The sequence below is a fragment of the Gilliamella bombicola genome (genome assembly GCF_900094945.1).
Classification (GTDB): domain Bacteria; phylum Pseudomonadota; class Gammaproteobacteria; order Enterobacterales; family Orbaceae; genus Gilliamella; species Gilliamella bombicola.
Map to the genome: position 1 here is coordinate 230,180 of NZ_FMAQ01000002.1, position 18,675 is coordinate 248,854.

At 33.7% G+C, this 18,675-nt stretch carries 21 protein-coding genes and 1 tRNA gene; 13 read left to right on the plus strand and 9 right to left on the minus strand.

Going from position 1 to position 18,675, the window contains the following annotated elements:
• Nucleotides 1-100 precede the first annotated feature (100 nt).
• From ssb to GA0061081_RS11305, 6 genes are all read left to right on the plus strand, one after another.
• Entirely contained in the window at nucleotides 101-538 is a 438-nt protein-coding gene (gene ssb / locus GA0061081_RS03235) for a single-stranded DNA-binding protein (RefSeq protein WP_091347017.1), read from the plus strand.
• Between the two features lie 142 nt (nucleotides 539-680).
• Complete coding sequence (locus GA0061081_RS03240) at nucleotides 681-965, plus strand: DUF3850 domain-containing protein (protein WP_091347019.1); 285 nt, start codon at nucleotides 681-683, stop codon at nucleotides 963-965.
• Nucleotides 955-1,314 carry a hypothetical protein gene (locus tag GA0061081_RS03245; RefSeq protein WP_091347021.1) on the plus strand — a complete coding sequence of 120 codons (360 nt, stop codon included), beginning with the start codon at nucleotides 955-957 and terminating at the stop codon, nucleotides 1,312-1,314. The genes GA0061081_RS03240 and GA0061081_RS03245 overlap by 11 nt, the downstream gene beginning before the upstream one ends.
• A gap of 11 nt (nucleotides 1,315-1,325) precedes the next feature.
• Nucleotides 1,326-1,628 (plus strand): hypothetical protein, encoded by a 303-nt coding sequence (locus GA0061081_RS03250; protein WP_091347022.1) that lies wholly within the window; start codon nucleotides 1,326-1,328, stop codon nucleotides 1,626-1,628.
• Between the two features lie 81 nt (nucleotides 1,629-1,709).
• The gene (locus GA0061081_RS11200; protein WP_091347024.1) at nucleotides 1,710-2,051 is read left to right on the plus strand and encodes a helix-turn-helix domain-containing protein; all 342 of its coding nucleotides are present in this window, start codon (nucleotides 1,710-1,712) and stop codon (nucleotides 2,049-2,051) included.
• On the plus strand, nucleotides 1,967-2,959 hold the full coding sequence (locus tag GA0061081_RS11305) for a tyrosine-type recombinase/integrase (RefSeq protein ID WP_425337779.1): 993 nt from the start codon (nucleotides 1,967-1,969) through the stop codon (nucleotides 2,957-2,959). Before GA0061081_RS11200 ends, GA0061081_RS11305 begins: the two co-directional genes overlap by 85 nt.
• A 49-nt stretch (nucleotides 2,960-3,008) precedes the next feature.
• On the opposite strand, the gene GA0061081_RS03265 is transcribed toward GA0061081_RS11305, so the two are convergent.
• Both GA0061081_RS03265 and dnaQ read right to left on the minus strand, forming a co-directional pair.
• A tRNA-Asp gene (locus GA0061081_RS03265) sits at nucleotides 3,009-3,085 on the minus strand.
• Between the two features lie 115 nt (nucleotides 3,086-3,200).
• Entirely contained in the window at nucleotides 3,201-3,935 is a 735-nt protein-coding gene (gene dnaQ / locus GA0061081_RS03270; protein ID WP_202983810.1) for a DNA polymerase III subunit epsilon, read from the minus strand.
• Nucleotides 3,936-4,144: 209 nt separating this feature from the next.
• Between dnaQ and rnhA the strand changes: the two genes are divergently transcribed.
• Nucleotides 4,145-4,618 (plus strand): ribonuclease HI, encoded by a 474-nt coding sequence (gene rnhA, locus GA0061081_RS03275; protein ID WP_091347028.1) that lies wholly within the window; start codon nucleotides 4,145-4,147, stop codon nucleotides 4,616-4,618.
• Between the two features lie 893 nt (nucleotides 4,619-5,511).
• Nucleotides 5,512-6,606: a transglycosylase SLT domain-containing protein gene (locus GA0061081_RS03280; protein WP_167349288.1), complete on the plus strand. Its 1,095-nt coding sequence runs from the start codon at nucleotides 5,512-5,514 to the stop codon at nucleotides 6,604-6,606.
• Here the strand turns inward: GA0061081_RS03280 and GA0061081_RS03285 are convergent.
• The 3 genes from GA0061081_RS03285 to rlmC all read right to left on the minus strand — a co-directional run bounded on the left by GA0061081_RS03285 (nucleotide 6,578) and on the right by rlmC (nucleotide 10,227).
• A complete protein-coding gene (locus GA0061081_RS03285) occupies nucleotides 6,578-7,366 on the minus strand; it encodes an endonuclease/exonuclease/phosphatase family protein (RefSeq protein ID WP_091347032.1) in 789 nt (262 codons plus the stop codon). The two genes, GA0061081_RS03280 and GA0061081_RS03285, sit on opposite strands and share 29 nt — an antisense overlap.
• Nucleotides 7,367-7,368: 2 nt before the next feature.
• The gene (gshA, locus tag GA0061081_RS03290) at nucleotides 7,369-8,928 is read right to left on the minus strand and encodes a glutamate--cysteine ligase (protein WP_091347035.1); all 1,560 of its coding nucleotides are present in this window, start codon (nucleotides 8,926-8,928) and stop codon (nucleotides 7,369-7,371) included.
• A 150-nt stretch (nucleotides 8,929-9,078) separates the two neighbouring features.
• A complete protein-coding gene (gene rlmC, locus GA0061081_RS03295; protein WP_091347036.1) occupies nucleotides 9,079-10,227 on the minus strand; it encodes a 23S rRNA (uracil(747)-C(5))-methyltransferase RlmC in 1,149 nt (382 codons plus the stop codon).
• 216 nt (nucleotides 10,228-10,443) lie between these two features.
• Between rlmC and map the strand changes: the two genes are divergently transcribed.
• On the plus strand, nucleotides 10,444-11,232 hold the full coding sequence (gene map, locus GA0061081_RS03300) for a type I methionyl aminopeptidase (RefSeq protein WP_091347038.1): 789 nt from the start codon (nucleotides 10,444-10,446) through the stop codon (nucleotides 11,230-11,232).
• Nucleotides 11,233-11,293: 61 nt separating this feature from the next.
• Here map and GA0061081_RS03305 read toward each other — a convergent pair whose 3' ends face one another.
• Together GA0061081_RS03305 and GA0061081_RS03310 are read right to left on the minus strand one after the other, a co-directional pair.
• On the minus strand, nucleotides 11,294-12,163 hold the full coding sequence (locus tag GA0061081_RS03305; RefSeq protein ID WP_091347039.1) for a co-chaperone YbbN: 870 nt from the start codon (nucleotides 12,161-12,163) through the stop codon (nucleotides 11,294-11,296).
• A gap of 26 nt (nucleotides 12,164-12,189) precedes the next feature.
• On the minus strand, nucleotides 12,190-12,981 hold the full coding sequence (locus GA0061081_RS03310; protein WP_091347041.1) for an SDR family oxidoreductase: 792 nt from the start codon (nucleotides 12,979-12,981) through the stop codon (nucleotides 12,190-12,192).
• A 77-nt stretch (nucleotides 12,982-13,058) separates the two neighbouring features.
• Here GA0061081_RS03310 and mtnN point away from each other — a divergent pair, with 77 nt between their 5' ends.
• Together mtnN and GA0061081_RS03320 are read left to right on the plus strand one after the other, a co-directional pair.
• Nucleotides 13,059-13,751 carry a 5'-methylthioadenosine/S-adenosylhomocysteine nucleosidase gene (mtnN, locus tag GA0061081_RS03315; protein WP_091347043.1) on the plus strand — a complete coding sequence of 231 codons (693 nt, stop codon included), beginning with the start codon at nucleotides 13,059-13,061 and terminating at the stop codon, nucleotides 13,749-13,751.
• Nucleotides 13,748-14,374, plus strand: coding sequence for a TRIC cation channel family protein (locus GA0061081_RS03320; protein WP_202983811.1), 627 nt, complete (start codon nucleotides 13,748-13,750; stop codon nucleotides 14,372-14,374). The genes mtnN and GA0061081_RS03320 overlap by 4 nt, the downstream gene beginning before the upstream one ends.
• A 35-nt stretch (nucleotides 14,375-14,409) precedes the next feature.
• Here GA0061081_RS03320 and rnd read toward each other — a convergent pair whose 3' ends face one another.
• Together rnd and GA0061081_RS03330 are read right to left on the minus strand one after the other, a co-directional pair.
• Nucleotides 14,410-15,492 carry a ribonuclease D gene (gene rnd, locus GA0061081_RS03325; RefSeq protein ID WP_091347045.1) on the minus strand — a complete coding sequence of 361 codons (1,083 nt, stop codon included), beginning with the start codon at nucleotides 15,490-15,492 and terminating at the stop codon, nucleotides 14,410-14,412.
• Nucleotides 15,493-15,516: 24 nt separating this feature from the next.
• Nucleotides 15,517-16,302, minus strand: coding sequence for a metallophosphoesterase (locus tag GA0061081_RS03330; RefSeq protein WP_167349289.1), 786 nt, complete (start codon nucleotides 16,300-16,302; stop codon nucleotides 15,517-15,519).
• A gap of 402 nt (nucleotides 16,303-16,704) precedes the next feature.
• Between GA0061081_RS03330 and cmoA the strand changes: the two genes are divergently transcribed.
• Nucleotides 16,705-17,475: a carboxy-S-adenosyl-L-methionine synthase CmoA gene (gene cmoA / locus GA0061081_RS03335; RefSeq protein ID WP_091347048.1), complete on the plus strand. Its 771-nt coding sequence runs from the start codon at nucleotides 16,705-16,707 to the stop codon at nucleotides 17,473-17,475.
• Between the two features lie 36 nt (nucleotides 17,476-17,511).
• Nucleotides 17,512-18,480, plus strand: coding sequence for a tRNA 5-methoxyuridine(34)/uridine 5-oxyacetic acid(34) synthase CmoB (cmoB, locus tag GA0061081_RS03340; protein WP_091347050.1), 969 nt, complete (start codon nucleotides 17,512-17,514; stop codon nucleotides 18,478-18,480).
• The last annotated feature ends 195 nt before the right edge of the window (nucleotides 18,481-18,675 follow it).

Sequence of the window (18,675 nt, forward strand, 5' to 3'; positions counted from 1 at the left end):
AAAATAAATTTTTCTTACGAATGGGTGACAAACGCAATTATTTGTGATGATTGTGTTATTAAATATTTGAAAAAATTTATCGAGAAACAGGAGTTAGAAAATGGCAAATAGAGGAATAAACAAAGTGATTTTAGTAGGGCATTTGGGGCAAGACCCAGAGGTTCGTTATATGCAAAATGGTAACGTTGTTGCTAATTTTAGTATTGCAACATCAGAATCATGGAAAGATAAACAAACGAATGAAACCCGTGATCGTACTGAATGGCATCGCGTTATTATATTTGGTAAATTAGCTGAAATTGCAGGCGAATACTGTAAAAAAGGTTCACAAGTTTACCTTGAAGGACAACTACAAACGCGAAAATGGCAAGATCAATCAGGGCAGGATCGTTACACGACAGAAGTTGTGATCAACCCAATTGGTGGCACTTTACAAATTTTAGGCAGTCGTGATAGCGATAGTCATCAACAACCTAAACCGCAAACGACTGCTCAGGCTCAGCATGAAGAAATTGAGCCGGACGATATACCATTTTAGTTTAATCGTTAACCGCTATATAAGCGGTTTATACCTGATATCTGTTAATAACTCACTGAACAACCACCCTATTCTATTAATTTTACAAATATTCTCACGCTGATTATTGGCGTGCGATAACTAATGTTTAAAGGAAATAATCATGGCAAAACACGAACTAAAAATTAAATCAGAGCATTTTATGAATGTTGTAAAAGGCATAAAAAAGGCTGAAATTCGTTACAACGACCGAAATTACAAAGTTGGAGATTTCCTTGTTTTGCATGAAATTGATGGGCACGGCAATCGAACAGGTAATCAATGTGACGTTATTATCTCTCATATTTTAGATGATGCGGAGTATTTGCGTGATGGGTATGTAATGTTGAGTATTGGGGTAATGTCTATGTTTGTATTACAGAATGAGGCGACGAGTGATGAACAGTAACACACTGAAAAAATATCAAACTCAATTACAAAAATTAAAAGCAAAGCAGAATGTAATCAAAACAGAATTAACAGATTGTCAGCAACGCTACAACTCAATCAAAAATGAAATACTCGACGTACAAACAAAGATAAATGAGCTATCACGCAATAACAAACTAATAGTTAGCGAACACGCAACAATTAGAATATTAGAGCGCATGTTTTGCGTAAATTTGAGTGAAATACACGAGCAAATAATTGCTGAGATTTTGCCAGTTTATACAAAACTGGGGGACGGAACTATACCAGTTAAATGTATTGGTTTGCGTGCTGTAATAAAAAACGGCGTGATAGTAACAGTTAAATGAGGAGAATAATTATGACTAAACAATTAACTTTCATCGGTCACAGCGACGATATTTTTAGTGTATCAATCGACGGAAAACCTGTCGAAGAAATCGACTGTTTCGATAAACTAGCGCGATATAAAGTTAGTTCTGGCGAAAATCAGCTTTACGTCATCGGTGAGTACGTTACTCCCTGTGTTTGGATGATTGGAGTTGCCCCAGTAAATGAGGGTATACCAATTCCATCTTGGAATATTCAGTTAATTAATGGGCACAATTACAGCCCTGCTTTAACAATTGAATGCCCAAATGACGTAAAAATAGAAGAATGTTAGGCAATATCCCCCTCCAATGGGGGATAACTCTAATGAATTAACGCCAAATTTGGTGAAAATATTAAATTTAGATAAAAAATTATGTATTACACAACAAAAGAAGCTGCGAGTTATTTAAAAGAACATCCAACTAATGTAAGAGCTAAAGCATCAAAAGGAATTATCAAGGGATACAAACGTAGCGGTAAAAAAGGACACTGGCTTTTTGAGAAAGAAGATCTTGATAATTACATAAAAAGAAATCAAAATGACACCTCGCAAGAGGTGCTGCGACATAATGAGTTTGAGGAGTTAAAAAAATGTCAAAGCAACCAATTAAATTATACAAACGGGGCGAAATCTGGCACTACGCGTACAGCTCACCGAATGGTACCGGAAGAGTACGCAAAAGCTCTGGGACTAGCGATCAGCAAAAAGCATTAGAGCTAGCTGCTCGTGAATATGATACAAGCTGGCGAGTGGCAAAATTAGGGGAACGACCAGAATATACTTGGATAGAAGCTGTTGTTGTCTGGTTAAACGAGAAACCAGAAAGAAAGGAAAATAAAAATTACGATCTAATTTGGCTGGATAAATATTTAGCTAATAAATGTATTTCAGAAATTGATCGCAATTTAATAAACTTTATCAAAAAAGAAAAACAGGAAACAGGTGTAAAAAACAGAACTGTTAACGGCGTACTGCAACAAATTAGAGGCGTACTTAATTGCGCATATGAGAATGATATGCTTGATAAAGTACCCGCTATAAAAATGTTACCAGAACCACCACCAAGACAAGTTATGCTAACACCGAATCAGGAAAAAAGGCTTGTTGATGAATTACCTGATCATTTAATACCTATTGTTATTTTTGCACTAGCAACAGGTTTAAGGATGAGTAATATCACAGGTCTTTTGTGGGAAAATGTCGATATTAAAAATCGTCATGCATGGGTTAACATCGGTAGCGGTAAAGTAAAAACTAAAGGGATTGGTATTCCATTAAACAGCGTTGCATTGTATGTTTTAGAAAATTTGCAAGGCAAACACCCAACCAATGTTTTTACTTACAAAGGTAATCCAATAAAACGTGCTAATTCAAAAGCATGGAGAAACGCTCGTAAAAGAGCTGGCCTATCCCATCTTAGATTTCACGATTTAAGGCATGTTTGGGCAAGCAGACACTCAATGAATGGCACTCATCCACACGCGCTACAGGATTTAGGGGCGTGGAGTAAAGCTGATACAGTTAGAAGATATGCCCACTTATCTTCTAGGCATTTACTAGTAGCTTCGGAAAATGCGTTATCAGAAAGTGCCACAAATTTGACACAAAGAGTATTACAATAAAAAAAGCACTTTCACGGAGTGCTTTAATTGATTGATATTCTTAATGAATTGGCGGAACGGACGGGGCTCGAACCCGCGACCCCCTGCGTGACAGGCAGGTATTCTAACCAACTGAACTACCGCTCCGCTTTTTTGATAGCTTTAATGTTAGAGCATTAAAGTAGGCATGATATTAAAGATTATTTTTATTCACGTCAATAAAATTCTATAAATAAATGTTCAACTGAATATAAAACAATCATTAATTCAAATTCCACAATGCTCCACCACATTTTTTATCAATTTTTTTTAAAACCGATTCATGTTCAGAAAGTTCATATTCTGTTGCCTTAATTACTTTTAAAGGCACACCATGGCGTTCAACTCTTTTTATTACATTAGATTCGGATGTAGATGAGTTATTATCCTCTGAACTAAAAGATAAAGTTGTCTGCCCACCAGTCATTGCTAAATAAACTTCGGCTAAAATTTCGGCATCTAATAATGCGCCATGCAATGTTCGGTGAGAGTTATCAATCTGGTAGCGTTCACATAATACATCTAAGTTATTACGTTTTCCTGGAAACAGACGCCTTGCCATAGCTAAGGTATCAGTAACAAGACAATGATCCGAAGTTTTAAAATCCAGTCCACAAAGACGAAACTCATAATCCATAAATCCCACATCAAACGAGGCATTGTGAATAATTAATTCAGCACCATCAATAAATTTGATAAAATCATGTGCTATATTTTTGAATATTGGCTTATCCTTAACAAATTCATCACTGATACCATGAACTTTAAAAGCACCTTCATCAATTAAGCGTTCTGGATTAATGTAGACATGAAAATGGTTACCAGTTAAACGACGATTAATGACTTCAACGGCACCAATTTCAATAATCTTATGTCCTTCATAGTGATTATTGCCACTTTGATTCATACCTGTTGTTTCAGTATCTAAGACAATTTGTCGCGCAGAATTATGTATCACTTTCTTCTCTTTTTATATCAACAATTGGGGAAAAACGTTTTTAATGATATAGTCTAGCACTAAAATCTTTTAATGTTGATACCTACATAAGTGAAAGTAGCAACCAATTTTACTTATTTATAGAGTAATTATAAATAAATTAGAGTGATACTATTTATCGTTTAATTGGAATACGAAATAAATTAAAATAGTTATAAAAGAAATAAAAAATGTTAAAAAAAATCGAAATATATACTGATGGTTCATGTCTTGGTAATCCTGGTCCTGGTGGTTATGCTGCTATATTAAAATATAAGCAAACCGAAAAAGTATTATCGAAAGGCTTTTTTAAAACAACAAATAATCGTATGGAATTATTAGCTGCCATTGTTGCTTTAGAACAATTAAAACAACCTTGTCAAATTGAACTCTATTCCGATAGTCAGTATTTGCGAAATGGAATTATCAATTGGATAAACGGTTGGAAAAAAAATGGTTGGAAAACAGCTAGCAAACAACCAGTAAAAAATATCGATTTATGGAAAAAGCTTGATGAATTAGTACAAATTCACAAAATTAAGTGGATTTGGGTTAAAGGTCATGCCGGCCATATTGAAAATGAACGTTGTGATATTATGGCAAAAACACAAGCTCAATCCCCTACTTTGCAAGACACAGTATTTGAACAATCTATACAAGATTAATTAATGAAAAAATTTTTTTATGCAACTTTTATAAGTTTATCTACTTCTAAAGTAGGTTCTTCCTAAATAAAGCTAAAACGTAATATGTATCTATTGCATTTTAGCTTTAAAGATAATTATATTTGAATTTTAACCAATTTAGCTAATATTATTGAATTTTGAGAAGCCAGAAATAAGATTAATCATATTAACAAACATAAAATATTCCCCTTGAAATTTTACTGACTATCACCATATTGATTCCACAAACGGGGAATGTGAATAAAAAGTACAATATCTAAACACCGATATTTTCGCCCCCAATGATACCGATTAATTATTTTACTAATTAAGATAAAGCCTCTATTGGTAATTTTAACTTTGACGTAATAGCGGTACCTAAGCACAACGCTTTTAGTCGTGCTTATTTTTTCTGGCGATATTTTAATTTACATAGTTAATGAATATATCTTATTAAATTTAGCATTTGCAACTCAAATGCTACCCTATGATAAAAACATTAAAGACTATTTAGATTTGGTTTCAACAAAATCAGTAACATTACTGTCTATTTTGTCTAAAGAAAAGAAATAAGCTTATTTTTACAATGCATAAATATTAGTAAAAAATAGATTTAAATTTAACAATTAATTATATTTCTTTGCTTTTTTTTAGAAGCCAAAAAGACATTTTTTAGGTATAATGCCAAGCTTAATTTGAGTAAAAATCACAAACTAATGAAAAAGTTATTAATATTTACAGTGTTATGTTTATCTTTGAGCGCCTGTCAGAACCATGGCTATCAATACAATAATAGCGTCTATAAAAAATCTAACTCAAAATCAATAGTTACTAGTAGCATTAAGAGTGGTGGCATTAGTCACACTTCTGTCACGCAAAACCCTTGGCAATTCATGCTAACTCAAATCGATGTGAAAGTACCTGAAAATAATCGCATCAAAGCAGAAAGAGAGCGGTTGTTACGTAATCCACAAGGATTTGAAACTGTTGCATTACGTTCGGAACCTTACGTTTATTACATTATTAATCAATTAAGAAAAAACGATTTACCTGTTGAATTAGCATTAATTCCATTGATTGAAAGTGCTTACGATCCATTGGCAACTTCACCTGCGCAAGCGGCTGGTTTGTGGCAATTTGTACCAATTACCGCTAAAGAGTATGGAATTAAACAAAATAGTTATTTTGACGGACGACGAGATCTTATTGCTTCAACAAGTTCAGCTATTTCGTTATTGCAAAACTTGAACAATCGTTTTAATGGCGATTGGCTATTAACATTAGCGGCTTACAACGCTGGTGAGGGTCGAGTCAGAAAAGCTATCGAAAAAAACCAAGCGAATGGTTTACCGACAAACTATTGGTCACTTGATTTACCAACTGAAACAATGCACTACGTGCCTAAAATTTTAGCCATTATTGATGTTGTAAAAAATAACAAACGATATGGTATTAAGTTGCCTGATTGTAATTATGAAAATTCGCTTGTTCGTATTGATATGTCAAAAAATATCTCATTAGCTAAGGTAGCTAAGTATACGGGCCTACCGTTGAATGATTTAATGACATATAACGCTGGTTATGTTCAGCAAAAAGTCAATGGTCCGTTTCATTTACTAGTACCATATATTCATGCTCAAGAGTTATTTAAAAAACTGAAAGCAGAAAACTTAGTGGTAAATCAAGTTACCGAGCTTTTACAAGATGTACCGCATACCAATATGCCATTTGAAGTTAAATCAACGACAAGCATTCAATATAGTGCAATTGATAATAGAAAAACAAACTCTATTTTAACAGCTAATGCAAAATCTAATGGTAAAAAACAGATAACCTACCAGGTTAAAGTTGGCGATAATTTATATTCTATTGCACAAAATTATCGGGTTAAAATAACAGACATACTTCAATGGAATAATCTGAAAAACGCTCGTGTCCAAGAAGGTGATATTTTGACGATTAATATTGTGGATGCAAATCCAATCTAAAACTTACTAATAGAGGATTATGATCTGATGTGGTTGTGCTAATAATTTCTGCTGTATCAAGTCGTAATCCTCGATAAAAAACAAAATCAAGTGGCCTACCCATAAATTTTTTTCGAATATCAACAGAAAAACTAACAGGCTTAAGTTCAATTGAACGAACAAGATTATACAACAAATCAACTCGCTGTTTGCTCCATGCATTAAAATCCCCAGCCAAAATAACTGGGCCATTATGCTCTTTTATTCGAGTTAATAGCATACGTATTTGTTGCCGGTATATTTTTATACCAATGCTAAAATTTACAGCATGAATATTCGCAACTAATAATTGTTGCTTGGAATGATTAATAGGATAAATAGTAATCAAAGCAGATTTAGGAACTCGGATAAGTGGTTCCTTTTCTCTAAAAGAAAAAAGTGAAGTGGGTAATGAATCAGAAATTGTCATTACGCCTGCATAGATATCGTTAAAACAATATGCTGGGACATGATCCGCAATTTTATTATATTGTGAAATAAAATTAAGTAATGGTGGTGTTGTTTGGGCTTCTTGCAACAATATCAGTTTGGCTTTATCAGCATATTGTTGAAGTATATCAATACAATCAGATCTTTTTTGTTTAAAAATATTCCAAACTAAAATCGAAAATGATGTATGTTCAATTAACGGTTTATTACCTATTATTGGTTGATTAGGCAAGATCAACTCAACTTCGCTGCTTGCCTGATATCGTAACGTATAATATCGTTTTTTAAACATTTTTATCGTTCAATTTTCCGCAAATATTCATCAAAAGTTAAAGTATCACTCTGCTCCTTCTTCTTCTGTTTTTCAATAGATAAATTGCGTTGTTGAACAAAATCACCTTCTGTTAATAATGCTAAGGGCTCTGCCATAAGCTGTTTTTTATATTGGCTTGCTAAAGCTAAACCAAATTTTGCTGTACCTAAATCACTTATTGCTTGTAGTGTTCTTGCTGATAAAGTTAATTCAGGTTGATCAAACATTAAGTCTAAACGCTCACAAACATTACGGTACCCCTGCTTGTCATCTTGATGATCTAAAACATCAGCAACACGTAATAAATCTTTGAATAATTGGTGTCCAACTTTGGCCAAAGGTTCTCGATAGCTATTGCAACCTATACCGATCTCAAGCCCTGGTTTTCGTCCTTCCATTATTACCCTATTCCAATTTAACTTGGCACACTCAAGTTCTTGACTGCTCATTTCAGGCGCAGGTGCTAGTGCACACCAAATTAAAAATAGATCGATAAATCGTATCTGTTCTTCAGTAATCCCCACCGGTGAAAATGGATTAACATCTAATGCGCGTACTTCAATATATTCAATACCGCCACGTAAAAGTGCATCCGACGGCGACTCCCCAGTCATTGTGACTCTTTTAGGTCGAATTGGCCCATAAAATTCATTTTCAATCTGCAATACATTATCGTTTAATTGACGATAATGACCATCAACTTTAATACCCAGTTTAGCAAATTCCGCTGATTTTGTATGCGTTGCTCGTTTTAATCCTTCAACATAACTATCTAAATGATTAAAAGTAATGCCTAGTTGTTTTTGTGCATTATTAGTATACCCAATATCGCTTAACCTTAAAGAGGTTGCGTAAGGCAAATAACAGTTACCATTTGTTTGTTCAATAAAGGCTTTTGCTTTTTGTGGATCTTGAATAAATGAGGAGCACATCGATGGTGATGATCCAAACAAATAAGGAATAACCCACCCAAAGCGATAATAGTTACGAATCAATGTAAAGTAGCCTTCAGAAATAACAGCTTTACCCTCTTCTGTATTTTTTACACCATCTCTTGCTTGCCAAAATGCCATGGGTAATGAAAAATTATAATGAACGCCAGATATGGTTTGCATCATTGCACCATAACGGTTTTTTAGACCTTCTCGATAAACCGTTTTAAAACGCCCTTCATTTGATGATCCATATTGAGCTAAAATAATATCTTCTTCATTGGCAACAAAACATGGCATACTTAATGGCCACATCATTTCATCATCAATATTTACACTAGCATAACGATGAAGATCGCGTAAAAACGTTAGCATATAATCAATATTGGTATTAACTGGTGTAATAAATTCTAGCATTGATTCAGCAAAATCAGTTGTTATCCAAGGATGAGTCAACGCTGCACCAATTTTTGCGGGGAATGAAGTTTTCGACAATGTCCCGTCAGGCAAAATGCGTAAAGTTTCACGTTCAACACCCCGTTGAATACCTTGTAAAATGGTGTAGTGTTTTTCTAACCAGTTAAGCGCTTTAGAAACATCAGGAATCATATTTTGCCTTCCTTAAATGAAATTATTTATTTTTATATTAACATAATTTGATATTAACAATGGTCTAATTTATAACAACCACCAAAATAAAAACTAGATATAATTTGTAATTTAATGATAAAAAAATGCAATTCACTCTTTTATATTAGATTATCTATCTTTTCTTTGTAATAAAACCAAGACTTCCATATGTGAAGTATGGGGAAACATATCAAACAGTTGCACTTTCATGATTTGATAGTTGGATAACAACATCAAATCTTCAACTAACGAGGTTAAGTTACAACTTGAATATAAAATATAGCTTGGTTGTATATTTTCTAAATACTGCATAAGCACTTTTCCAACCCCTCGTCTTGGTGGATTAAGTAGTACTAGATCTGGAATATCTTGCTCAGTAATAGCGTATTGGGTAGCATCAAGTGATTTAAACGTTAACCGCTTAAAACCTAACTTTTTAGCTGATTTTGTTGCACATTCAATCGCATCTGGACTAATTTCAATTCCTGTTAGCTGGATTTGATTTTCAATAGCAAGACTAACACAACTTAAGCCAAAACCACCTACACCACAGAACAAATCCCAAATAGAGTGAATAGATAAATTTGTGACCCAGTCACTTGCAGTTTTATAAAGATTGCTGGCAACATCCCTGTTTGTTTGAAAAAAACTTTTAGGCTTAATGAAAAGAGGAACGCCATTTAATGTCATTGGTAAAAATGAGGTGTCGGTTAAAACTAACTCTTCTTCCCCTTCTAAAATAGCTGCATGATTAGGTTGGATATTTATTGAAATTACCTTTAAATTTTGTATTTTATCTTGTAATTGTTTAAAAGAATTATTTATTTTTTCGACAAGTTTGTGCGATCTTAAAACAAATCGCAGCATAAAACAGCTTGTATTATTCTCTTTACTTTCAGTAACAATAACAAATTTCAACTCTCCTTTTCGCTTATTAATATTATAAGGTACAAGTCCCTGTTTACGGATGAAAGTTCGAACAAGTTTTAGGATGTTTTGCATACTATTTGAGTAAAGAGGACAATCACATAAATCGACCATCTCATTATCTGTTTGAATTCCTAAAATAGGTCTTTCAACAGTACCTAACACAGCCATTTTTGCTTTATTACGGAAAGCAAATTCATGACTAGCAAACGGCTCTACAACGTCATTAGGTTTAAATTGAGTTAATTGTTGTAACAGATTATTTTGTTTTTCTGCTAGTTGTGCATCATAGGGCTTATCCATCCACTGACAAGATAAACATTTTTTCTGCTGATAAAAACAACATTGCATTTCGATAAAACCCTTTTTTATAATGAGTTATTATATATATAAAACCTTATTAAAATAAGTATAAGTTTTATTTTATACTAAAACACATTCTTTCCTGAAAGTTTTTACAAAATTTTATAAGAATATAAGTAAAATGCATAATTAATCATCCAGTATGATTTGACGAAATAACGGGGTATGATAGGATATTGTCATTAATATTACAGGAAAAATTTAATGTCTATAAAGTTAAAAACCCCCGTCGAAATTGAAAAAATGCGAATAGCTGGAAAACTTGCAGCTGAAGTATTAGAAATGATTGAACCTTATGTTAAACCGGGCATTAGTACTGGTGAACTAGACAAAATTTGTTATGAACATATTGTTAATGTTCAAAAAGCTATTCCAGCTAATATTGGCTATAGTGGCTATCAACACACCAGTTGTATTTCAATTAATGATGTGGTTTGCCATGGTATTCCAAGTTTTGACAAAAAGTTAAAAGATGGTGATATTTTAAATATTGATGTAACAGTTATCAAAGATGGTTATCATGGTGATACTTCTAGAATGTACATTGCTGGTAAGCCAACTATCGCAGGTGAAAAATTATGCCAAGTTACACAAGAAAGCCTTTACGAGGCGATTAAAATTATCAAACCCGGCATACGTTTAAAGGAAATTGGTAAAACGATTCAAAAATATGTCGATAAGTTTGGTTTTTCTTCCGTTCGAGAATATTGTGGCCATGGTATTGGTGAAGTCTATCATGACGAACCTCAAGTTTTACATTATGACGCTGATGACGGCGGTGTAATTTTAAAACCAGGCATGACCTTTACTATTGAACCTATGATAAATACAGGCGATTGGCGTACCCGTACCATGAAAGATGGCTGGACAGTCAAAACCAAAGATCATGGTCTTTCGGCACAATATGAACATACTATTTTAGTTACTGAAAATGGTGTTGAAGTCTTAACATTACGTAATAACGAAGATTTTCCTCGCATTATTGAACACTAAATAAAGTGGATTCAACAATAAACTATTGTTGAATCCTTTCGCCTTATTACTTTGATAAATCTTAATATAATAAAGTATACAACTTACGTCGATAACTACTGGCCAATGGGTTACTTGTTCCTAATGCTGCTAGTAAATCAAGTAATGTTTTCTTCACTTGTCCGTCACCAACATTAAGATCTTTTGTTAGCGGTTTAAATAACAACTCTAATGCTTCCTCATGACGCCCTACATGCATTAATTGAGAAGACAATTGAATCATTAATTCAACGTTATCAGGATGTTGAGCAAATTCTGCTTGTAATTGCTGCAATTCAGGAGAATTAGCGGCTTGTTCAAGTAGTTCTATTTCGGCTTGTAATCCATGATAGCTTGAATCTTGATCTTGTAGTGGAATAGTTGCAAGCACTTCTTTTGCTTCATTTAGCTGTTTAAGTTCAATTTGTGATTTTATTAGCATTAATGCAATATCTGTTCTTGGTTTGCCCAGATGATCGGTAAGTGATTTCCAAGTTTGCCGTAACAGTGGTAATGCTTCTTCATACTTGGCTTCATGAAATAAATTTTGTGCTTCAATTAATTTAAGTTCATCTTCATTTGGTAGCACTTTTTCTAAAAAAGTTTTAATGGTTTCTTCAGACTGAGGTCCTTGAAAACCATCTACAGGTTGACCATTTTGAAATAAATAAACTGTTGGAATTGCTCGTAAACCAAATTGAGCAGCTAACATTTGTTGTTCATCACAATTAACACTTGCCAAAATAAATTGACCATGATGTTCATTAGCTAATTTAGTTAAAGTTTGAGTCATTGCTTCATAATTTGGACTTCTAGCAGACCAAAAATAAAATAGCACAGGGGATGTCGATGATCTTTCAATCACCTCTTGAATATTTTGCTCATTAATATCAAAAATAAATTGGTTTTGCATATTATGTCCTAAGGTATAATGATTTATTATTTATTTTTTAAAATTTTATCCATTAATCTATCAGGAAGCAAACGTTTAGCAATAGCCGCTATTTTGGTTATTTTTGTTACCCTGTAACGTATTTTAGGTTTATCATGTTCAAGAGCATGGAATAAGTAAGGCAACACTGCCTCGGGCGGCAAAGTAAATCGTTTAGCTATAGGTGGATTTTTTACCATATTCTTTTGCTCTGTCTGATTTACATTGTTTGAGAAATATGTCTTTAATGGGCCAGGTTCAATTAAACAAACCTTTATGTTGGTTTGTGCTAATTCCAACCTTAACACATCAGACCAAGCTTCTAAGGCATATTTGCTAGCTGAATAAGCACCTCTCCCCGGTGTTGCAACGATACCAACAATTGAACTTGTTTGAATAATGCGCCCTTCATCTTGCTTTAGCATGGCTGGAAGTAGTAATTGCGTCAACTGATGGACTCCAAAAAAATTGGTGGAAAATTGAGATTCTAACTGCTCTCGGCTGATCGTGCTTAATCGACCATAAACTCCGAAACCTGCGTTGTTAAATAACGCATATAATTTGCCTTCAGACAAAGCTAGAACTTCTTGAGCGGCTTGCTTGACCGAGTCTGGATTGTCAAGATCAAGAAGCACAGTTTCAAATCCTTGCTCAATAAGTTTTTGTTGGTCCAATGATTTGCGACACGAAGCAATAATACGATAACCACGTTTTTTTAAAGCAATGGCCGAGATTAGCCCTATTCCACTTGAGCAACCTGTAATAAATATTGTTCGCAATTTCAGCTCCGATTGATTCATATATTGTTAAATTTTTCTTCTCAAACTATGATAGCACATCTAATTTGAAGTTACCCAAACTAAGCCAAGAGGATCGTATGAAAATTGCTATTATTGCTGCAATGGAAGAAGAAGTAGCCATATTAAAAAGTAAAATCACCCATTATCACGTTGAGCGTTATTTAGGTTGTGATTTTCATTTAGGTCAAATTGCTGGTTGTGAAATCGTACTGCTCCAATCTGGTATTGGTAAAGTAGCTGCAGCATCAGGTACTACTTTATTATTAAATAATTATAAAGTAGATGCTGTTATCAACACTGGTTCGGCAGGTGGATTATCTTCCGACCTTAATATTGGTGATATTATTGTTTCAAAGGATGTTTTTTACCACGATGTTGATTTGACTGCTTTTGGTTACAAGCCAGGTCAAATGTCTGGCTGTCCTGTAGCGTTTGATGCTGATCAAAAATACCAATCATTAGCTAAAATCTGTATCAAAAAGCTCGGAGTTAATGCGATTGAAGGTTCAATTGGTAGTGGAGATGCTTTCATAAATGGTAAAAGTAATTTAGCAAGAATAAAACAAACTTTTCCGAATGCTATCGCTGTTGAAATGGAAGCCGCAGCTATTGGTCATGTTTGCTGGTTATTTAAAGTACCATTTGTGGTTGTTCGCGCTATCTCGGATAATGGAGATAGTGAATCTGCAGTTGATTTCCAATCCTTTTTAAAGTTAGCTGCAACACAATCATCACTCATTGTTGAATCAATGTTAAGTGAGCTTGCGTGAGTTATCTTTTTTGGTTTGACATATTAGGTACCATTGTATTTGCTATTTCTGGCGTATTATTAGCAGCTAAAAAAGAGATGGACCCAATCGGTGCCTTAGTACTAGCAGTCATCACCGCTATTGGTGGCGGTACAATCCGCGATATTGTTTTAAATCATGGGCCGATCTTTTGGATCACTGATTCCACTGATTTATATATTGCTATCACCACCTCATTAGTCACCATGCTCTTATTACGTTACTCATCATCAGTTATAGTCCCTAAATGGTTATTTTCTGTATTAGATGCAATCGGTCTTGCTGTGTTTGTGGGTATTGGCGTCAACAAAGCAATTTATTCTGACGTAAACAGCTTAGTGGCAGTTTGTATGGGAGTGATGACTGGCGTAGGTGGAGGTATTATTCGAGATGTACTTGCTCGAGACATCCCAATGGTATTTAAAACCGACATCTATGCTACTGCTTGCGTCATTGGCGGAACAATTCATGTTATCGCCTATAATGCATTCAAACTACCTTTGGAATATTCAACATTCATTGGTATTTTAGTTACACTGGTTATTCGATTATTAGCTATTTATCGTAACCTAACTTTGCCTATTGTTGGATTGAAAAATCATTAAATGCACCACAAACTGCACCTACACTTAATCAATAATCAAAGACAATACTGCTCAAATAAAGGTTTACGCCAACCTATTAATAATGCTGGCGTATTCCCCTTTTTATCGATTTTCCACTTTATGTATTGATTGATTAATCGACGTGAAAGCAATAAATCCTCACTAAGCCCTGTTTGTGAAGAAATAGTCAGTGCTGCTTGTTTTAACTCGCTAGTAATTTTTTTATAATCAGGATAGCTATTAACTCGGCGAATTGGTTGAACTTCAGGTATGGGAGTAGATAAAAGATCCAAAATTATTTGACCATACAAGCGAATTTCTTTTCCTTTCATACCTAACTTATCAAGTTCTCCTAATGATGTCGGTGAATAGCGTGCAATTTTCAATAATACTTCTTCATGTACTACAAAATTTATAGCAATATCGTGTTCTTTCGCTAATCTATATCGCCAGCTTGCTAATTTATACAACTGTCCTAAACTTTTCCCTTTCAATTGCCAACTATTTTTAATATTTAAATAAGCATCATTTGGATCCATTAATTCCGATTTATGGGCAACCACCATTTGGCATTCTTGATAAGCTGCTTGTAAATAATGGTTAGTGCTTAACTGAGACTTTAAAATATTAATTAATGGAAAAAGATATAACACATCATTAATGGCATATTTACACTGTTTTTCAGTTAATGGACGTTGTAGCCAATCTGTTCGGGTTTCACTCTTATCAAGTTCGACCTCTAAATATTTTTTTACTAAACTAGCATAACCACTACTTAATGGATTATCTAGAAAAGAAGCCAATATCTGGCTATCGACAATCGGTGTTGGAACACAGCCAAAATGATAAGAAAAGACCTCGATATCTTCACTACATGAGTGAAAATATTTTTCAATAGTTGGATTATTTAATATAGCCAAGAAAGCCTGCCAATCAGTAATATTAATTGGATCAATTAACGCTGCATGTTCGCCATTAAATACCTGCAGTAAACCCAAATGAGGGTAAAAGGTTCGGGTTCGAACAAATTCAGTATCTAAAGCCAAAGCCGAGCTATTTTCGATTTTTGAACAATAATCAGCTAACTGATCATTACTAACAATAAGTTGATAAGACAAAATCAAATTCCTGTTCAAATATATTTATTCATTGTGCGTATTTTTGTTAAAAACGATATCAATTACCACGATTTCGGAACGAGTCATTAAGCGAATTGGTGGTCCCCAAAATCCATATCCACTACTCACAATGCTGTTAAAATGATCATCTTCTTTTCTATAGAATCCATAAGTATTTTTATACATTAATTTTTCAATAATGTTGATAGGGAATATCTGCCCAGCATGAGTGTGCCCAGAAATCATCAAATCAACCCCCAATTTTTCTGGTTCATTAAGGTCTTTTGGTTGATGATCTAATAAAATAACTGGCGAATCTGTATTAGTGAACATGATAAGATCTGACAGTGAAGCCCTATTTACATTATAACGAAATGAAGAAAAATCATCTCGGCCCACTAATGTAACCCCAATATCATCAAAATAAATGATATCATCCTTTAGTACTTTCATACCGGCTTGCCTAAAAGCGTTAACGATATCTTCTTCTCTATTATTTTCTTGATTAGTCGCTAAGTATTCATGATTACCAAAAATAATATAAGTACCATATTTTGATCTTAATTGTTGAAATTGCTTATCGAAACCATTTTGTGTAAAAGGTTTTAAATATTTATCTAATGTATCACCAGTAATCACAACAAAATCAGCATTAAGTTTATTCACTTTATCAACCATTTGTTGAATAAATCGATTCGTCGTTAGTTCGTTAAGATGAATATCGGAAAGTTGAACAATACGTAAATGTTCAACTTTTGCGGGTTTATCAATTTTAACTTGGTAATGCACAATCTTTGGATTAATTGCCATTTCGTGACCAAAACAAAACAATAATACAGAGGCAACAATATAAACAATTTTAAGCCATAAATTGGGTTTAACCTTTTTTTTACTAAGCCAACGTACAATGTCAAAAATAAGTGAGGTAAAAACGCAACAAATCATCAAACCTATAATGACATTACAACATAATGGCAGCCAATAAGTTGATATATTATCAAATATTTTAGAAAAGATTAGCGATAATCCAGCTATAAAAACAACGATCCAATATATAAATCGATGACAGCCGATCAAATTAAAATCAAACCAAAATAGCCATCGTTTTCCGAGATAGATAGTTATTAAAATACTAACAACAATCGCTATAACAATAGTAATAAAATCGACAAAACCCATAATTATCCGAGCAATTGAATATAAAAAAATGATATGATAACAGAATTAATTTCTATAGTACCAATTAGTTTTATGGATACCAAAAAAGACCAGCTATTCTCGACACCCATTGATAAATTAGGCGATTGGACATTTGATGAAAAAGTCGCTGAAGTTTTTCCTGATATGGTGCAGCGTTCCGTACCTGGTTATTCTAATATCATCTCAATGATCGGCATGTTAGCAGAAAGATTTGTACAGCCTAATTCAACGATTTATGATTTAGGCTGTTCCTTAGGTGCTGCCACATTATCTATTCGTCGTCATGTTAATCACGAAAACTGCCATATTGTTGCGGTCGATAATTCCCAACCCATGGTTGATCGCTGTAAAAGGCACCTTGAATCATATAAAGCAAATACGCCAGTGGATGTAATTTGTGATGATATTTGTAACCTCAATATGCAAAACGCGTCAATGGTAGTACTTAATTTTACTTTGCAGTTTTTGACGCCCGCAAATCGCCAACGTATCTTAAATAACATTTACAGCGCATTAAATCCTAATGGTATTTTAGTACTGTCTGAAAAATTTAGTTTTAGTGATTCAACTGTTGATGAATTGTTATTTAATATGCATCATGATTTTAAGCGTGCTAACGGCTACAGTGAACTAGAAATCAGCCAAAAACGTAATATGTTAGAAAATGTCATGCTAACAGACACAATTGAAACACATAAACAGCGACTGTCTGAAGCTGGTTTTAAACATATAGATACATGGTTCCAATGCTTTAATTTTGGCTCGATTATTGCCATAAAATAAAAAGTTAATTTAAGTGTAATAAATAAGGATAATAGAATGATTGATTTTGGTGATTTTTACCAGATTATCGCAAAAAATAAACTGAGTCGCTGGCTAGAAGTATTACCAGCACAACTGGCAAACTGGCAAAATCAAAATATTGATAACCGTTTTAATCAATGGATCAACAGTATTAAACACTTACCGTCTATCATTCCAGATCAAATTGATTTACTCCATAGTGTATCTGTCAATAGTGAACAACCTATCTCGATAGGTGAACAGCAACGAATTACTCAACTACTAAAAAACATGATGCCATGGCGCAAAGGCCCTTTTCACTTATATGGTATTGATGTTGATACAGAATGGCGTTCAGATTGGAAGTGGGAACGCTTAATTAATCACATTGATAGTTTAGAAGGTAAAATTGTTTTAGACGTGGGGTGTAATAGTGGTTACCATTTATGGCGCATGATTGGTGCAGGAGCAAAACTCGCTGTTGGAATTGATCCTATGGCACTTTACCTATGCCAATTTGAGGCTATTCGCAAATTACTGGGTAACGATCAAAGAGCGCATTTATTACCACTTGGCATTGAGCAGCTACCCAAACTTGGTGCTTTTGATACAGTCTTCTCAATGGGTGTTTTATATCATCGCAGATCGCCACTTGATCATTTATTTCAATTAAAAGATCAACTCGTTGAAGATGGTCAATTAGTACTTGAAACATTAGTCATTGATGGTGCTGAACATACAGCACTCATGCCGGGCGAACGCTATGCTCAAATGCGGAATGTTTATTTTATTCCATCTGTTCCAACAATGATTAATTGGTTAGAAAAATCTGGATTTTCTGATGCAAAACTGGTTGATATATCACTCACCAGTTTGGATGAACAACGTAAAACAGAATGGATGACATCGGATTCACTTGCAGACTTTTTAGATCCAATCGATTTAACCAAAACCATTGAAGGCTACCCTGCTCCAATGCGGGCTGTTTTTATTGCTAAGAAATAAAGTGAATTAATAATTATAAATGCCGAGGATTTCAAATGATTATCCAATCCCTTTTAATATTTACATTTTATGTATTGTAAGTGGTATTTTTATGTAGAATGTTATAATATTAAAAGTAAAATATAAAAAAATTGTTAAAATTTTGAAAAGTATGCGTATTTAAATATAAAACATAATAAAAAAAATGATTTTTAG

Bases quoted from the DNA above. Each gene is read 5' to 3' on its own strand.
- ssb (WP_091347017.1), top strand. From the start codon at position 101: ATGGCAAATAGAGGAATAAACAAAGTGATTTTAGTAGGGCATTTGGGG.
- GA0061081_RS03240 (WP_091347019.1), top strand. From the start codon at position 681: ATGGCAAAACACGAACTAAAAATTAAATCAGAGCATTTTATGAATGTT.
- GA0061081_RS03245 (WP_091347021.1), top strand. From the start codon at position 955: ATGAACAGTAACACACTGAAAAAATATCAAACTCAATTACAAAAATTA.
- GA0061081_RS03250 (WP_091347022.1), top strand. From the start codon at position 1,326: ATGACTAAACAATTAACTTTCATCGGTCACAGCGACGATATTTTTAGT.
- GA0061081_RS11200 (WP_091347024.1), top strand. From the start codon at position 1,710: ATGTATTACACAACAAAAGAAGCTGCGAGTTATTTAAAAGAACATCCA.
- rnhA (WP_091347028.1), top strand. From the start codon at position 4,145: ATGTTAAAAAAAATCGAAATATATACTGATGGTTCATGTCTTGGTAAT.
- GA0061081_RS03280 (WP_167349288.1), top strand. From the start codon at position 5,512: ATGCTAACTCAAATCGATGTGAAAGTACCTGAAAATAATCGCATCAAA.
- GA0061081_RS03285 (WP_091347032.1), bottom strand. From the start codon at position 7,366: ATGTTTAAAAAACGATATTATACGTTACGATATCAGGCAAGCAGCGAA.
- gshA (WP_091347035.1), bottom strand. From the start codon at position 8,928: ATGATTCCTGATGTTTCTAAAGCGCTTAACTGGTTAGAAAAACACTAC.
- rlmC (WP_091347036.1), bottom strand. From the start codon at position 10,227: ATGCAATGTTGTTTTTATCAGCAGAAAAAATGTTTATCTTGTCAGTGG.
- map (WP_091347038.1), top strand. From the start codon at position 10,444: ATGTCTATAAAGTTAAAAACCCCCGTCGAAATTGAAAAAATGCGAATA.
- GA0061081_RS03305 (WP_091347039.1), bottom strand. From the start codon at position 12,163: ATGCAAAACCAATTTATTTTTGATATTAATGAGCAAAATATTCAAGAG.
- GA0061081_RS03310 (WP_091347041.1), bottom strand. From the start codon at position 12,981: ATGAATCAATCGGAGCTGAAATTGCGAACAATATTTATTACAGGTTGC.
- mtnN (WP_091347043.1), top strand. From the start codon at position 13,059: ATGAAAATTGCTATTATTGCTGCAATGGAAGAAGAAGTAGCCATATTA.
- GA0061081_RS03330 (WP_167349289.1), bottom strand. From the start codon at position 16,302: ATGGCAATTAATCCAAAGATTGTGCATTACCAAGTTAAAATTGATAAA.
- cmoA (WP_091347048.1), top strand. From the start codon at position 16,705: ATGATAACAGAATTAATTTCTATAGTACCAATTAGTTTTATGGATACC.
- cmoB (WP_091347050.1), top strand. From the start codon at position 17,512: ATGATTGATTTTGGTGATTTTTACCAGATTATCGCAAAAAATAAACTG.